The sequence below is a fragment of the Shewanella sp. 0m-6 genome (genome assembly GCF_052977325.1).
Genome location: NZ_JBRIMD010000001.1, coordinates 36,966 through 52,836, shown reverse-complemented (window position 1 = coordinate 52,836; position 15,871 = coordinate 36,966). Strand labels below are relative to the sequence as shown.

Annotated in this window: 13 protein-coding genes; 1 reads left to right on the top strand and 12 read right to left on the bottom strand. The window is 45.0% G+C overall.

All coding sequences use genetic code 11. From position 1 onward, the window contains the following. Positions 1-58: 58 nt before the first annotated feature. Complete coding sequence (locus ACVBJC_RS00235) at positions 59-1,516, bottom strand: sensor domain-containing diguanylate cyclase (RefSeq protein ID WP_447159085.1); 1,458 nt, start codon at positions 1,514-1,516, stop codon at positions 59-61. Positions 1,517-1,780: 264 nt separating this feature from the next. Further along, a complete protein-coding gene (locus tag ACVBJC_RS00230; RefSeq protein WP_447159086.1) occupies positions 1,781-2,626 on the bottom strand; it encodes a PfkB family carbohydrate kinase in 846 nt (281 codons plus the stop codon). A gap of 326 nt (positions 2,627-2,952) precedes the next feature. Here ACVBJC_RS00230 and ACVBJC_RS00225 point away from each other — a divergent pair, with 326 nt between their 5' ends. Continuing rightward, positions 2,953-3,141, top strand: a complete 189-nt coding sequence (locus tag ACVBJC_RS00225) for a hypothetical protein (RefSeq protein WP_447159087.1) — start codon at positions 2,953-2,955, stop codon at positions 3,139-3,141. 51 nt (positions 3,142-3,192) lie between these two features. Here ACVBJC_RS00225 and ACVBJC_RS00220 read toward each other — a convergent pair whose 3' ends face one another. The 10 genes from ACVBJC_RS00220 to ACVBJC_RS00175 all read right to left on the bottom strand — a co-directional run bounded on the left by ACVBJC_RS00220 (position 3,193) and on the right by ACVBJC_RS00175 (position 15,869). Beyond that, complete coding sequence (locus ACVBJC_RS00220) at positions 3,193-4,521, bottom strand: coproporphyrinogen III oxidase family protein (RefSeq protein ID WP_447159088.1); 1,329 nt, start codon at positions 4,519-4,521, stop codon at positions 3,193-3,195. A gap of 258 nt (positions 4,522-4,779) precedes the next feature. Continuing rightward, on the bottom strand, positions 4,780-5,763 hold the full coding sequence (locus ACVBJC_RS00215) for a formate dehydrogenase subunit gamma (RefSeq protein WP_447159089.1): 984 nt from the start codon (positions 5,761-5,763) through the stop codon (positions 4,780-4,782). 80 nt (positions 5,764-5,843) lie between these two features. After that, complete coding sequence (gene fdh3B / locus ACVBJC_RS00210) at positions 5,844-6,413, bottom strand: formate dehydrogenase FDH3 subunit beta (protein WP_447159090.1); 570 nt, start codon at positions 6,411-6,413, stop codon at positions 5,844-5,846. Positions 6,414-6,442: 29 nt separating this feature from the next. Continuing rightward, a complete protein-coding gene (locus tag ACVBJC_RS00205) occupies positions 6,443-9,298 on the bottom strand; it encodes a molybdopterin-dependent oxidoreductase (protein ID WP_447159091.1) in 2,856 nt (951 codons plus the stop codon). An 18-nt stretch (positions 9,299-9,316) separates the two neighbouring features. Further along, positions 9,317-9,514, bottom strand: a complete 198-nt coding sequence (locus ACVBJC_RS00200; RefSeq protein ID WP_447159092.1) for a twin-arginine translocation signal domain-containing protein — start codon at positions 9,512-9,514, stop codon at positions 9,317-9,319. A 762-nt stretch (positions 9,515-10,276) separates the two neighbouring features. Next, entirely contained in the window at positions 10,277-11,284 is a 1,008-nt protein-coding gene (locus tag ACVBJC_RS00195; protein WP_447159093.1) for a formate dehydrogenase subunit gamma, read from the bottom strand. A 53-nt stretch (positions 11,285-11,337) separates the two neighbouring features. Next, positions 11,338-11,925 carry a formate dehydrogenase FDH3 subunit beta gene (gene fdh3B / locus ACVBJC_RS00190; RefSeq protein WP_447159094.1) on the bottom strand — a complete coding sequence of 196 codons (588 nt, stop codon included), beginning with the start codon at positions 11,923-11,925 and terminating at the stop codon, positions 11,338-11,340. 26 nt (positions 11,926-11,951) lie between these two features. Further along, positions 11,952-14,801: a formate dehydrogenase subunit alpha gene (locus tag ACVBJC_RS00185; protein ID WP_447159095.1), complete on the bottom strand. Its 2,850-nt coding sequence runs from the start codon at positions 14,799-14,801 to the stop codon at positions 11,952-11,954. A gap of 15 nt (positions 14,802-14,816) precedes the next feature. Continuing rightward, complete coding sequence (locus ACVBJC_RS00180) at positions 14,817-15,017, bottom strand: twin-arginine translocation signal domain-containing protein (RefSeq protein ID WP_447159096.1); 201 nt, start codon at positions 15,015-15,017, stop codon at positions 14,817-14,819. Between the two features lie 177 nt (positions 15,018-15,194). Further along, positions 15,195-15,869: a TorD/DmsD family molecular chaperone gene (locus ACVBJC_RS00175; protein WP_447159097.1), complete on the bottom strand. Its 675-nt coding sequence runs from the start codon at positions 15,867-15,869 to the stop codon at positions 15,195-15,197. Positions 15,870-15,871 lie beyond the last annotated feature (2 nt).

Genomic DNA, 15,871 nt, shown 5'->3' with positions numbered 1-15,871 from the left:
GAGGCCCCCAGAGCTAAGCAATAGAAGATCCCCACATTTCTGTAGCCTAGGGCACGCGCTAATAAGACAGCACGACTCGATTACGTCCTTGCTCTTTGGCTTGATAGAGCGCGATATCGACACGATTGATCAGGTCTTCGGCATTTTCTGTTGCCCGGTGCTGCGCAGCACCACAACTCAAGGTGACATTGATTTCACAACCATTGACGCGTAATAGTCGCTCAGCCACCTGCTGTCTTATCTTTTCGGCTAGCTCACTACTCTGGCTTAAACTGCTATTAGGCAGCAAGATTAAAAACTCCTCGCCGCCCCAACGACACAACAAGTCATCCTCTTTAAGCTGACTTTTGAGCATATGGCTAACGGTTTGGATAACCAAGTCACCAATATTATGTCCGTAAGAGTCGTTGACCTGTTTGAAATGATCGATATCGACTAATAATAGCGATATCGGACTATTATCAAGCACTGATCTTGCCAATGAATGAGCAAAATGTTCTTCAAAAGCTTGTCGATTAGCCGCGCCAGTGAGCTTGTCGGTTGATGCCATCAATTCCAACTTACGTTGATACTTCCCCAGAGTCATATTGGCGATTATCAGGATCCCAATAGTCACCAACAAACTTAAACCAATATTTATCCAAAAGGTGGTTAACAGCTTTTGCTCTCCCCGCGCCTCATTCTGTTCCACAATTAAGTACCACTTAAACTCCGGCACTAAACGGCTATTAAGGAAGATGGTGTTGCCATCTTTTTGATACGAAAATGCGGTGCTTGGGCTGGTCAGTATTCTTGTTGCAAGCTTTTCAAGCCCAGGACTCGTTTGCAGCGTCGACGCGCCACTATACTGCTCACTCTGCAGAGTAATGTTGCCTTGCCTGTCACTAAAATATACGCTGCGATTATAACGAGTCTGATAGAGCTCGATGAGATGCTTTACACTTTCAACCGCTAACCCTACCCCTGTCACGCCGATAAAGTTACCTTCAAAGTCAAACACCTTATAGTTAACGTAAATAACGGTTCGATTTAGATCTGCTGAATCGGGATCAATATTGACCTCAAAATGTTCAGATTCAGGTAGAGAGCGAACTCTAAAATACCAAGCATCCTCAGGATCAATATCTTTAATCTGTTTGAGCACGCCACTTGAGTGGTAATACTTACGTGAGGCTTCGGAAACAAAAAAGCTAGTGACAGTGCCGTACTTCTCTTGGATCTCTTTCAAATAGCGAATAAGTTTTTCTGGATTCTTTTCTTGGTTAAGGGTCCAATCACGAACAAAAGTATCTTGCGCCATCAATGACGAGATAAAGATAGGCCTAAGCAGATCTTGTTGAATTTCAGAGTAGATATTGTCACTGGTCAGTGGCAGGTTATTATCTTTAACCTGTTCACTGAGTGAATCGTGGGCGACTTGATAACTGATCCCACTGGTCACCACGAAGGCAACTAATAACAATAAGGATAAAATCCATATAAAGCGTTTCTTATCGTTAAAAAACCTATCGCCCATAAACCGTCCTTGCTTAACATCTAAAGCCACAGTCAATAAAACCTAGCCAGCGTTAACTATTTGTTAAATTTTCTCAATCGTAACTGAAAACCCATGGGCTCGCATCGACTTTTAGTCTTTTTATAGCGATTTGATAGAGGCTAGAAAAAGAAAGCCCTGTCGCAGTGACAGGGCAAAAGGAAGTGAAAAAGTTACATTCAGAGATGATTCAATACCAATTCTAGGCTGAATTGATGTCAGTGACATGACACCAATATGACAAGCTCATGGCGCTTCAGTGAGATATTGCTTTAAGCCTTTTCCAGGAATAGAGCTATGACACGCCACTGCAAAGCCGGACCAAATAGCGGCCTCTTGCATCGATTCGATAATATCTTTATGACTCACTAAGGCGTGAATCAGCCCTGCCGCGTAGGCATCGCCTGCACCAGTTGTATCCACAACGTTACTCGGGACTGCCGCAACCGTTACAGGCTCTGCTGCGCTATATAAGATCGCCCCGTTTTCGCCGTCGGTAACCACAAAATATTTGAGATTGTCACCCGCTATCGATGTTGCAAAATGCCAAAGATCTCCATCACAACGGCCCTGCATATCACTTAAGGATGCGATTAATACGTGGCATGGGCGCGGACGTTGATCTTTAGCCAGTTGGGCGACGACCCAACAATGCTGCATTGCAGTTTTGGCCCAACTCACCGCCCCTTCGCTTGAAGAGTTAATATAAAGGGCATCAATATTTTGCCAGTTCGGTGGTAATGGTAATTCAAACTTAGGTCGCTCAGGCCGGATAATGGTTCGCTCACCATCCGGCGTCATCATCAGTAGCATCTCACAAGTATTACCCGCGCGGCGCTGGATCAAGCTGCAGTTAATCCCCTGAGTACTGGCTTCGGCTATCAACCAATCACCAACATCATCACGGCCCACCTCGGTGACAAGGGTGACTTGGTTACCCGCCCACACTAAACCTATGCCCGTGTTAGCTCCGCCGCCACCTAAGCGCTGACCACCATCTTGATAATGGAATCGCCCACCGGGCTTGATAGGTTGATTTAGGTTAAAAATACGATCGCAGTTGAGGTTTGCTACCAACAAGATATTCGCCATAACAGCTCGATATAAGCAAGAGTTCACTCGATAGTAAGAGATTTTATTCAGGGTTCCAAGCTCTGGCCAAGAAATCAACAAACAAAGCCTCTGTAATGCTTTTATTACCAGCGATGTAAGCGATCTCTTAAACTAATGTGAGAGCTTATAGTCAGTGGCTTTAGCCCTGTTTTTTCAATTTACGGGTAACTTATTGAAAAAAATCCACTCCATACAGAGTAATTCACTGGGTATAAGCTACCCTTATCGTATCTGAGTTGATACTGCGCTATGCAAATCAAATTTACGATTTATGATATTGGTAAGCCTACTTACAGGATAGTTGAATGGACTCAATTATTGGCATGCTCGATCAAATGGAATTTGGGGCGACACCTGAAGCACAGCTTGCTCGTTATCAAGCGTGTTTATGTGAATTTGAACAACTGCAGTACACCGATGACTATGTTTTGCAGATCAAAGAAGATATTAAGAAGTTACAGCACCTTATAGAAAAAAAGGGTGAAGCTATATAGCTTCACCCTTTTTTGTTGCTGAACCGCATATAACGGGACTCGCGAGATTGTTTACATGTCGCAGGCTTTAAGCGGCTTGCGCAACTGAGCTCGTACGTTATCCATACCTGAATAGAACTCTTTCATCATCAGTAAGCCCATCATCTTACCGTTATCGGTCACAATCAACTTATCAGGGTCAGTTGGATCGTTCTTAATCGCACCGATGGCTTTCATCGATGTCATCTCTTTAAACAGAGCGGTATCAAGATTTACACCAAAAGTATCGCGGAAATATTTACGCGATAAACGGCCAGAGAACATACCGAGTAAGAAACGATATTGCATCACTTCCTTACGACCATAATTCTTCTGTTGATCAACACCCATACGACCATCAGCAATGCGTTCTTGGTAATTTCTGAGTGAGAATGTATTCACATAAAGCGTGTCATTTAAGAAACTAAATGAACCTGAACCGACACCTAGATACTCATCATAATCGATAACGTATTCATCAAAGCCTTCGTTATTCGCCTTACCAAACGCCCAAGCTGATAACTGGTTATATTGACCATTCAAGCTATTCAGGATTTGACGATACTGACGCGCCATATCACCATGGGGGGCTGCTAACTTACCTTTGACACTCTTACGTGTTTGGTGAGTAATCATCAGCGGATAAGTCGTAATTTGGCGAGGGTCCAAACGAGAGGCCATATCCAAGTCATGCTGGATCACCTCATCGGTCTGGCCACGGAAGCCAAAAATAAGATCGACGTTAATGATCGGAAACAGCTCTTTAGCCGCCATAATCTTATCGAAAGTCTCTTGTCCAGAACCGAACTTATCAAGACGGTCTGTCATCGCGAGGATATCATCATTAAAGCTCTGCACCCCGATCGACATACGATCGACCAAGCCTTCTAGCTGTTTAAAGCCAGGGCTATCTAAGTGCTGTGGATCTGATTCACACGACACTTCTTTTATACTTGGGAACAACTTCTTTGCGTGCTCGATGGTACGGGCAAGCTCATCTTCTAATACGGTTGTGGTACCGCCACCGATATACATAGACTCGAAGTCATAGCCTAACGCTTTAACCATATCCATCTCTTTACGCAGAGAGATAAAATAGGCGCGTGCCTTATCTTCTTTAAATAGGAAGCGGTGGAAGGTGCAGAATGAACACAAGGTGTGACAGAAAGGCACATGCGCATAAAGCATGTATTTCTTACCCTCAATTGGGTTTGGCATCATTTCAGCCGAAACGGTGTCCAGTCTTAAATTGCGATCAACATAAAACTGCATGACTTTCTCCATACCGCTAATCATCCAGTTAGGCGTGGTGATATTGGCGCTATAGGGTTGAGCAGTTCCAGGCAAAATAATTGAAGACATAAAAGTTCCTATAAGAAGAATGCTAATGACAAAAGAATCGGAAATTGGAATGCAATTGAGGTGAACAAAATTAGCACGTTAAATGAGCATAAAACGTGATTAGGTTATAACTTAGCGTTTCCTATCAATGAAATGTAGTTTTTTTTGTTAAGCAGATCATACTTTAGCGATTGCGCATAAATTGTACGACGAGTACTTAATATAAAAACACCCCAGCTACGAATAGCTAGGGTGTTTAGGCGTTAAGCATAAAGAGGATTACTCTTTGTACTTAAGCGTACCGTTCTCTTTGATTTCATCGAACCAAAGATTGTGGTGTTGGCTTGCCCAAGTTTCATCACAGTAACCAGAAACCATACACTCCATACCACCTTCAGACATAACCGTTGCCATAAAGATATGCACGATTGAGAAAGCAGTAATGATGATAGCACTGACAGAGTGAAGTACTAACGCAATTAGGCTTAATGTACGGCTAGGCTCGAACCAGTTCGGGAATAGCAATAACATACCTGATGCAGAAATCAGTAGGCCAAAGGCAGCGAATGCCCAGAACCATAATTTCTCACCCGCGTTAGCAAAACCAGCGTCTGGATGCTTACCTTTAAATGGACCGAAATTGATGTAACCACCAACAACCATCATCCACTTAATGTCGTACATCTTAGGCATCTGATTTTTAGCCCATAGCGTAACCATAAGCGCCCACCCCAACATGAACGGGATCGCCATGATGTCGTGAACTTGCTTAGCAGCGTTTACCATACCAGCCCATAGGCCTTCACCGATGTACGGCTGGACGAAATAACGACCAGCAAGTAGCGTTAAGCCTGTCAGGATCAATAGCAGGCAAGGAATAGCACCTAACCAGTGAATTGATACGTCAAACTTAGACCAACGGTAAACCAGCTTGCCTGAGTAACCACCGTGAAGCTTAGAAATGCCATTCACTTTGATAAACAGAACAAAAATAATGATCATGCCGAAAAGGGCAGCCATTAATGCTGGAGCAAGAATATCACTACGTAGCTCTAAAACACGTAAGTCATACGTGTTGATTGCTTGACCGTGAAACTCGCTTGTTGATGTTGTACGACCTTCTTCGCCAGCTTTAAGCTGAGCCCAAACTTGGCCGTTGTTGATATCAACAGTGTCACCTAGTTTGTCTGAAGCATTGGCAAATACTGACACACTGAAAAACAGTGCAATTGCCACGCCTATGTGTTTTAACCATTTGTTCATAATACGTCCTCTGTTACCACTAAGTGGTTCAAGTCAATGAACCACTCAGGGTATGTTGGATGTTAGTCAACCTAAGTTGATTAACCCCAAGCTGCGTTTTTAGAACCACGGTATGCAACACGCTCACGGAAGATTGAAGAAACAATCTCAGCATCACCCGCAAGTAGCGCTTTAGTTGCACACAACTCAGCACACATAGGTAGCTTGCCTTCAGCAATTCGGTTTGCACCGTATTTCTGACGCTCTGCTTCAGAGAAGTTCTCTTCTGGGCCACCGGCACAGAAAGTACACTTGTCCATCTTACCGCGAGCACCGAAAGCGCCGCCTTGAGGGAACTGAGGAGCACCAAATGGGCAAGCATATAGGCAGTAACCACAACCGATACAAGTATCTTTGTCGTGCAATACGATGCCATCTTCAGTCTTGTAGAAACAGTTTGCAGGGCAAACAGCCATACAAGGTGCATCACTACAGTGCATACATGCTACTGAGATAGACGCTTCGCCTCTCTCACCATCATTGATAGTCACAACGCGACGACGTTGAATACCCCACTCTAGAGCAGAGTCGTTTTCGTTCTTACATGCTGTGACACAACCGTTACACTCGATGCAGCGCTTGGTATCACATAAAAATTTCATTGTAGCCATTCTGGCAATTCTCCTAGCTAATTCTGCTATTACGCTTTAGTGATCTGACACAGCGTTGCCTTGGTTTCCTGCATCTGAGTCACAGGGTCATAACCATAAGTCATTGCAGTGTTACAAGATTCACCGATAACGTAAGGAACAGTACCTTCTGGATAGTTAGGCGCTAAGCTTTCACCTTCCATGACACCCGCAAAGTGGTAAGGCATCCAAGTTACACCAGGCTTAACGCGTGGAGTGACCATAGCCTTAATCTTAATGCGACCGCCTTCAGCACCTTCTAGCCATACTGTGTCACCGTCTTGAATGTTACGGTCAGCAGCATCAGCAGGACTGATTTCAACAAACATCTCTTGTTGAAGTTCAGCCAACCATGGGTTTGAACGCGACTCTTCACCACCACCTTCATACTCAACTAGACGACCAGAAGTCAGACCTAGTGGGTACTTATCTGTGTTGTCCACCTCTTGGATTGACTTGTACAGAGTTGGTAAACGATGAACTTGCATATCGTCATAAGTTGGGTACTTAGACACAAGATCACGACGAGGCGTGTATAACGGCTCACGGTGAACAGGCACTTGGTCTGGGAATGTCCAAACGATACAACGCGCTTTAGCGTTACCGTATGGGATACAACCGTGCTTCATCGCTACGCGAACGATACCGCCAGATAGATCGGTCTTCCAGTTTTTACCTTCTGCTTGCGCTTTTTCGTCAGCAGTCAGTTCATCCCACCAGCCAAGCTGCTTAAGCATAGCGGCAGAGAATTCTGGGTAACCGTCTTGGATTTCAGCGCCTTTAGAGAAGCTACCGTCAGCCAAGATGTTTTCGCCTTTATACTCAACACCATAACGTGCACGGAAGTTACCACCGCCGTCTAGAACATGTTTGCTTGTGTTATAAAGGATCTGTGTACCAGGATGCTTCTGCTCTGGCGTACCCCAACATGGCCAAGGTAGACCATAAGTTTCGCCTTTAGCAGGACCGCCAGCAGCTTCAAGAGTCTTGTTGCTGAAGGTACCCCAGTTCATTGTGTGCTCTTTAATACGCTCTGGGCTTTGACCAGACATACCAATCGTCCACATACCGCGGTTAATTTCGCGAGTGATGTCTTCGATAACAAGAACGTCGTTGGCATCTTTAGCGATACGCTTAGTATATTCGTTAGCAAAACCAAGCTTTTGAGATAGACGGTACATGATCTCAAGGTCGGTCTTAGATTCGAATAATGGCTCGATAACCTTTTCGCGCCACTGCTGGCTACGGCCAGAGTTAGATACTGAACCTTCAGTTTCAAACTGAGTTGCAGCAGGCAATAGGTAAACACCATTCTTACGACGGTGCATAACACCCGCCATAGTTGGGAATGGATCCACAACAACAACAGTGTCCATCTTGTCTAATGCATCACGTACGTCGCGCTGACGCGTTTCAGTGTTAACTGATTGACCCCAGAAAAATGCCATGCGAACACGATCTTTCTGAGCTAGCTTTTCAGGTGTTTCTAAAACACCGTCGTGCCAACGTGAACAAGGAATACCAGGTGTGTTCATCGGAACGCGACCTAAGTATGAGTTTTGATCGAAACGACCTTTAACCCAGCTAGGATCTAGTTCCCAAACGTTAGTCCAGTGATCCCATGCGCCTGAAGTCAAACCGTAATAACCAGGAAGGTTGTCGAACAATAGACCTAAGTCAGTCGCACCCTGAACGTTATCGTGACCACGGAAAATGTTAGTACCGCCACCAGATACACCCATGTTACCTAGGGCTAGCTGAAGGATACAGTATGCACGAGTGTTCGCGTTACCCACGTGATGCTGAGTACCACCCATACACCAAACTACAGTGCCAGGACGGTTGTCGGCCATAAGCTTAGCGGCTTGGTAAACTTCTTCTTCGCTACATCCAGTGATGTCTGTAACTTCTTTTGGTGGGAACTTCTTCGCTTCAGCGCGAATGCTTTCCATCTCAAATACACGCTCTTTAATGAACGTCTTATCTTCCCAACCATTTTCAAAGATGTGCCAAAGCATACCGTAAATGAATGGGATATCCGTACCTGGACGCAGTGCACAGTGAAGATCAGAGTGAGCTGCTGTACGAGAGAAGCGTGGATCAACAACGATTAATTTAGCGTTGTTTTTCTCTTTAGCGATCAAGATATGCTGCATTGCAACAGGATGCGCTTCAGCAGGGTTTGCCCCGATGAAGAAGATTGCGTTTGCATTCTGGATATCGTTGAAAGAGTTAGTTTGCGCACCGTAACCCCAAGTGTTAGCAACACCGGCTACCGTGGTAGAGTGACAAATACGTGCTGAGTGGTCGACGTTGTTCGTGCCCCACATAGCCGCAAATTTACGATACATGTAACAGCCTTCGTTCGAGAACTTAGCGCTACCCATAAAGTAAACAGAGTCTGGACCTGATTCTTTACGAATGGTCTGCATTTGGTCGCCAACTTCGTTGAAAGCCTGCTCCCAAGAGATTTTCTTCCACTTGCCATCAACAAGCTTCATTGGATACTTAAGACGCTTTTCACCGTGACCGTGTTCACGAAGTGCAGCACCTTTAGCACAGTGACCGCCCGCGTTGAATGGGTGATCGAAAGCAGGCTCTTGACCTGTCCATACGCCATTTTGAACTTCTGCGTAAAGACCACAACCTACCGCACACGCACTACATACAGTACGTTTGATTTCAGTTGGTACATCATGTGGGATATCTTTGGCTTCTGCTTTGCGCATCATGCCTGTACCCAACAAAGAAGCCGCAGCAATACCACCAGAGGTGATACCAGCTTGCTTCATAAACTGACGACGGCTAATACCTAGAGACTTTTTCTCTACCGTAGATGCCGCGTTGGATTTGCGAGTTAACTTCATCGCTTAAATTCTCCTAAACTAGCCGCGTAAGCTATTGTAATAACTGCGTATATGCGCAGTTTCATGATAGCCATTGTCATTGTTCGAGCTGACTTTACTTTCACTTGCTTGAGCAACACTCACGCCCGTAGCGGCGATAGCAACACTTGCAGTGCCACCAATGGTCAGTGCTTTCAGCAAAGATCTGCGGTTCAGATCAGGCTGTTGCTTCTTCATTTTTACTCCTGGTAGAAAGGAATACTCTGGTTATAAAAACTTAAGATACGTTTAAAAATTGGACGGCATACACTTCAACTGAATCATTTGTAAATAAAATGATCAACATTGTAAAAAGTGTTTACTTATTAAAGGTATCCATTCAAATCACCTGCGTAATATAAAGAATTTTATGTCAGGAAAAATTGATCTGAATCTGGTTAAATTTCTACTTTGGGACAAATTTTACCGGAAGTGTTAAGCAGCGCATGTTTACAGAACTAAAGACGGTATAGAGCACTAATAAATCCGCAGTTACGGCAATAAAACAGTTAACAAAAATTTAGCAACTACAGTACTTTAAAGCCGATATATAAGCTAAATAGCAACTATTAACATATATAGCCCTTAGTGCTGGTTATTTGTACTAAACTGACTATTTAAGACAAGAAATCATTAGCGGGTTCGGCAATAAAGACAGACTACAAATCTGTCCATACACAAAACGTTAATATCTCTTAACCACTGCAGTAAAACTTTTACCTTTTAAAACAACCCCTCCCAGTCCTATCGCTGACGCACTTTGCTAAATGGGGGAAAACGGGCGTTAAACAAAAGTCGTTACAATCGCATTTTGTCTAACCCGTCCGAATTAAAATCCATCAGTATAGAAAAGTGAACGACTCAGAATGTGTTTGGCAAACTCATTCAACGCAGAAGTAGACAGCAAAAAAAATGCCCCGACTAAGTCGAGGCATTTTTCATATGATAATGGATCTAGCGTTAGTCTTTATAAACGATACTATTACCATCTTTCATTTCATCGTACCAAACATTGTGATGTTGGATTGCCCAGTTTTCATCGCAATAGCCCGATACCATACACTCCATACCACCTTCACTTAATACCGTTGCCATCCAGATATGCACGATAGTAAATGCGATAATAATAATCGCGCTGATAGAGTGGATTAATAACGCGGCCATCGAGGCTTCACGTGGTAAATCTAAACCTGGTAATACAAGCATTAACCCAGATGCGGCGATAAATAAACCGAAAAGAGTTAAGCTCCAAAACCACATTTTCTCACCAGCGTTAGCAAATCCACTGTCAGGATGCTTACCTTTAAATGGGCCAAAGTTGATGTAACCACCAACTACGAGGAACCATTTTAAGTCATACATCTTGAAGGTCTGCATCGGCATCCACTTAACAACACACAAGACCCAAGACACGATAAATATCGGTCCAACCCAGTCGTGTATTGTCTTACTACCATAAATCAGTGCAGCCCACAGGCCTTCACCGATATAAGGTTGTAATACGTGTTTACCCAGCATGATATTTAGACCCGTGAAGATTAGCGCCAAACAAGACGTCGCTAATACCCAGTGGATCCAGAGATCTGCTTTAGACCAACGTAGAACCATTTTTCCTGAAAAGCCTTTACTCAATTTAGAAGGGCCGTTCACTAAATAGAAAAATAGAAATGCTGCAAATACGCCAACAACAGTAATACCCATCACAGGGGTTAAGTACTTATTGCGAACGATTTCGCCCTCATTACCTACAACGTTAATTAGAACACCAGTCTCAATACCTTTTGCAGTGGTGTAACCCGAATCACCAGCCTTAACGGCACGCCAAAGATCGACGTCATTGGTTGCAACTTTTTGCTGATTCGTTTGACCATCCGCTGCCATTGCAGAAGCGCTAAGCCCTAACCCCATTGAAAGTACCAATGGAATAACTAGCAGTGCAAACAGGCTGCGCAGTGATTTCATAAACATATTCACTCCTTTATTGGACCGCAAGCCAAGGCTTGCAGCCCTATTCAGCCAGACTAGCCAGTGGTTGGGGTATAACCCCAAAGCGCTTCTGGTGCACCTCGTGCGGCAGAACGTTCACGGAAGATGTTAGAAATGACTAAAGCATCCCCCGCAAGTAGTGACTTAGTCGAACAAAACTCTGCACATAAAGGTAATTTCCCTTCTGCAATACGGTTCGCACCGTATAATTTCTGCTCTTCTTCAGAGAAATCGGGCACTGGACCACCCGCGCAGAAGGTACATTTATCCATCTTGCCGCGACTACCAAATGCATCCTTCTTAGGGAACTGAGGCGCTCCAAAAGGACATGCATAGAAACAGTAACCACAACCGATACAGGTTTCTTTGTTGTGTAAGACGATGCCTTCATCAGTACGATAGAAGCAATCTGCAGGACAAACTGCCATACAAGGTGCATCGGTACAGTGCATACATGCCACTGAGATTGATGCTTCACCCGGCTCACCGTCATTGAGCGTAACCACGCGACGACGTTGAATCCCCCACCCAATAGCAGAAGCATTGGCGTTTTTACATGCTGTGACGCAACCGTTACACTCGATGCAGCGTTTGGTGTCACATAAGAATTTCATGACTGCCATAATGGCTTATCTCCTCATCAAGTTAATTAGGCTTTACTGACCTGACACAAGCTCGCTTTCGTCTCTTGCATCTGTGTCACAACATCATATCCATAGGTCATTACGGTATTAGCAGCTTCGCCAATAACGTAAGGAACCGTTCCTTCTGGGTAGTTCTTCTCTAGGCTCTTACCTTCAAATACACCCGCGAAATGATATGGCATGAAGCATTCACCTGGTACAACTCGTGGAATGACCATGGCCTTAACGGTGATTTTCGCACCTTCAGGGCTATGAACAAACACTGTGTCATTATTACGAATACCGCGATCGGCTGCATCAGCTGGATTGATCTCGATAAACATCTCTTGCTGAAGTTCAGCAAGCCATGGATTCGAACGCGTTTCTTCACCACCACCTTCATATTCGACCAAACGTCCAGTCGTAATAATAAGTGGGAAATCTTTAGCGAAGTCCTTCTCCTGAATAGTCTTATACAGGGTAGGCAGACGTGCAACCATACGGTCTTCGTACGTTGGATACTTAGCCACTAAGTCACGACGAGGCGTATATAACGGCTCACGGTGCAGTGGGATATCATCAGGGAAGTTCCAAACAATACAACGTGCTTTCGCATTACCGTAAGGAATACAGCCATGCTTAATCGCTACTCGCTGAATACCACCAGAAATATCGGTCTTCCAGTTTTTACCTTCAGCAGAGACTTTCTCCTCTGCTGTCAGATCATCCCACCAACCAAGCTGCTTGAGCATCTTGTCGGTAAACTCAGGGTAACCATCTTTGATTTCACTGCCCTTAGAGTAAGAGCCTTCAGCCAAGATGTTAACGCCGTCATGCTCAACACCATAACGGGCGCGGAAGTTACCGCCACCATTCATCACTTCGCGACCGGTGCGATACAGGATCTGAGTACCTGGGTGCTTAAACTCTGGCGTACCCCAACATGGCCAAGGTAAACCATAGGTTTCTCCCTTAGCTGGGCCACCCGGTGCTTCAAGCGATTTGATATCGAAAGTGCCCCAGTTTTCTTGGTGCATCTTCAAACGCTCAGGGCTTTGGCCTGTGTAACCAATGGTCCACATACCTCTGTTGAACTCACGCGTCATATCTTCAATCAACGGCTCATCACCGTTCACTTTGATATGCTTACAGAACTCTTTTTCAATGCCCCATTTCTTGGCGAGCTTGTACATGATCTCGTGATCAGGCTTAGACTCAAACAGAGGTTCAATAACCTTGGTACGCCATTGCAACGAACGGTTTGAAGCCGATACCGAACCATAGGTTTCAAACTGAGTACATGCAGGCAGTAGATACACGCCATCGGTACGCTCGTGCATAACACCTGCCATCGTTGGGAATGGATCCACAACAACCACGGTTTTCATTTTGTTCAGTGCTTCACGGACTTCACGACCACGGGTTTCAGTGTTAACTGACTGCCCCCAGAAGAATGCCATGTGGATGTTATCTTTCTGAGCAATCTTAGACTTGTCTTCAAGTACACCATCGTGCCAACGTGAACACGGGATCCCCGTCGAAGTCATTGGATCTTGACCTAAACGTGGCTCAGGGTCGAAGCGGCCCTTCACCCACTCATAATCTAAATCCCAGACGTTACACCAATGCTTCCAAGAACCTGTTTTTAGACCGTAATAACCCGGTAGAGTATCGAACAACAGACCCATGTCAGTTGCACCCTGTACGTTATCGTGGCCACGGAAAATGTTAGTACCGCCACCAGATACCCCCATGTTACCTAGGGCTAGCTGTAAGATACAATATGCACGAGTGTTGGCATTACCCACGTGATGCTGAGTACCACCCATACACCAAACGATAGTGCCTGGCTTAGTTTCAGCAAGTAACTTAGCGACGCGACGCATTTGCTCTTCGGTTGCACCAACAATATTAGCAACTTCAGCAGGGTGATACTTCTTCACCTCTTCGCGAATACGTTCCATGCCGTAAACACGCTGGTCGATAAAGGTTTGGTCTTCCCAACCATTTTCGAAGATGTGCCATAACAGACCATAAATGAAAGGAATATCCGTACCTGGACGAATATGCACGAACTCATCAGACTTAGCTGCAGTTCGGGTGAAACGAGGGTCGACAACAATAATTTTTGCGCCGCGCTCTTTACCAATCAAAATATGTTGCATAGCAACGGGGTGAGCTTCACAAGGGTTTGAGCCGATGAACATCATCGCCTTCGCATTGCGAATATCGTTAAAAGAGTTAGTTTGCGCACCATAGCCCCAAGTGTTTGCAACACCGGCTACAGTGGTAGAGTGACAAATACGTGCAGAGTGGTCGACATTGTTGGTGCCCCACATTGCCGCAAATTTGCGGTACATATAAGCTTGTTCGTTAGAGAACTTTGCACTACCCATGAAGAATACAGAGTCTGCACCCGATTCTTTACGAATATCTAGTGCGTGTTGGCCCACTTCTTCAATCGCTTGATCCCATGAAAGACGCTTCCACTTACCGCCTTCTAGCTTCATAGGGTATTTCAGACGCTTTTCACCATGGCCATGCTCACGAAGCGCGGCACCTTTTGCACAGTGTCCACCCGCATTAAATGGGTGATCAAATGCTGGCTCCTGAGTTGTCCATACACCGTTTTGAACGCCGGCATAAACGCCACAGCCTACAGAGCAGTGAGAACAGATAGTACGTTTAGTTTCGGTGGGAACATCGTGGGGGATAAATTTAGCTTCTGCTTTACGCATCATTCCTGCGCCAAGCATAGATGCCGCTGCAATACCGCCTGTCGCGAGGCTTGCGGACTTGAGGAATTGGCGACGGTTTAGACCTAAGACTGGCTTATTGCTTTTGACAGCTTGGTCTGCTTTGCGGGTTAATCGCATCACACTCTCCTTTAATTAGTTACTGCGCAATGTGTCGTAATAACTACGAACATGGTCAGACTCTTGATAACCAATACCTTTTTCCGCAATAGGTGCGACTTCAGGTTCTGCGGCAAGAGCTTGTCCACTTGCAGTTGCAACTGCGCCAGCCGCACCGCCGATAGCCAATGCCTTTAGCAGTTGACGACGGCCCATGTCGGAAGCTTGCTTCTTCATAGTGTCTCCTTAGATTTACTAAAATTAAGATAAATTGCTTATGTTTAAACGCTCTATCCAGTTCTTGTGGGCTTCTTGCTGAGAAGAATCCCTGTTTTTGTCTATGTCAGCTCAGGCTGAGTCAAAATTGAGCCCAAGCACTGAACTGACATAAATCCAAACCTCTACCGATAGCGATTAAGACGCTAGCTCATTGGTAGAAGGCTCAATCTTTTCAGAAGATTCTGCTTCACTGCCTGGGCAGTTAACCGGAATATTCAAACTTAACTGTTCAAACTCTTTCGCTTCGAGAACGAAAAATGCTTTAGCAAGCTGAGCAACGGTTGCATAAAAAGCCGCACTTGGCGCTTTAGCTAAGTTATCGCAAAAACGCTCAATCCAGCTGCCCATATGGCGTTGGTAGAAAGCTAGCTGACGGTAACCTGGCGCTTCTAAGATCAAGGTGCCCATCACTTCGCAAAGTGCTGCCACATGATCTTCAGGCTCTTTAACGTCTTCTTCACGCTCAAAACCAAGCTGCATCAGGTCATTACGTAGCAGCGCTAATGGCTTGTCCATTAGTGAACCAGTCATGAACCAGCTACCATAAGGTAGGATCTCACCACAGCCCACACCGAGGAATACGCTGAAATACTCATCTTCAAGCTGTTCTGAACTAAACTGCTGAGCAGCCAATTTAAGTCCAACCCAAGCCTTAGTCATGTCGCTATCGTCATCAGCATCAATTTCTAAACCCGCTAAGAACTCAAGGAGTTCAGGGCTAGGTTGACGACGTAATAGCGCAGCAAACAACTGATAAATATCGGCTCTTAACTGATCGTTTTCTGAAACTTCTCTTACTAATTCGGTCATGG

Excerpts from the sequence above, each read along its gene's own strand:
- fdh3B (WP_447159094.1), bottom strand. The coding sequence starts at position 11,925 with ATGGCAGTCATGAAATTCTTATGTGACACCAAACGCTGCATCGAGTGT.
- ACVBJC_RS00220 (WP_447159088.1), bottom strand. The coding sequence starts at position 4,521 with ATGTCTTCAATTATTTTGCCTGGAACTGCTCAACCCTATAGCGCCAAT.
- fdh3B (WP_447159090.1), bottom strand. The coding sequence starts at position 6,413 with ATGGCTACAATGAAATTTTTATGTGATACCAAGCGCTGCATCGAGTGT.
- ACVBJC_RS00195 (WP_447159093.1), bottom strand. The coding sequence starts at position 11,284 with ATGTTTATGAAATCACTGCGCAGCCTGTTTGCACTGCTAGTTATTCCA.
- ACVBJC_RS00230 (WP_447159086.1), bottom strand. The coding sequence starts at position 2,626 with ATGGCGAATATCTTGTTGGTAGCAAACCTCAACTGCGATCGTATTTTT.
- ACVBJC_RS00235 (WP_447159085.1), bottom strand. The coding sequence starts at position 1,516 with ATGGGCGATAGGTTTTTTAACGATAAGAAACGCTTTATATGGATTTTA.
- ACVBJC_RS00180 (WP_447159096.1), bottom strand. The coding sequence starts at position 15,017 with ATGAAGAAGCAAGCTTCCGACATGGGCCGTCGTCAACTGCTAAAGGCA.
- ACVBJC_RS00200 (WP_447159092.1), bottom strand. The coding sequence starts at position 9,514 with ATGAAGAAGCAACAGCCTGATCTGAACCGCAGATCTTTGCTGAAAGCA.
- ACVBJC_RS00215 (WP_447159089.1), bottom strand. The coding sequence starts at position 5,763 with ATGAACAAATGGTTAAAACACATAGGCGTGGCAATTGCACTGTTTTTC.
- ACVBJC_RS00205 (WP_447159091.1), bottom strand. The coding sequence starts at position 9,298 with ATGAAGTTAACTCGCAAATCCAACGCGGCATCTACGGTAGAGAAAAAG.
- ACVBJC_RS00225 (WP_447159087.1), top strand. The coding sequence starts at position 2,953 with ATGGACTCAATTATTGGCATGCTCGATCAAATGGAATTTGGGGCGACA.
- ACVBJC_RS00185 (WP_447159095.1), bottom strand. The coding sequence starts at position 14,801 with ATGCGATTAACCCGCAAAGCAGACCAAGCTGTCAAAAGCAATAAGCCA.
- ACVBJC_RS00175 (WP_447159097.1), bottom strand. The coding sequence starts at position 15,869 with ATGACCGAATTAGTAAGAGAAGTTTCAGAAAACGATCAGTTAAGAGCC.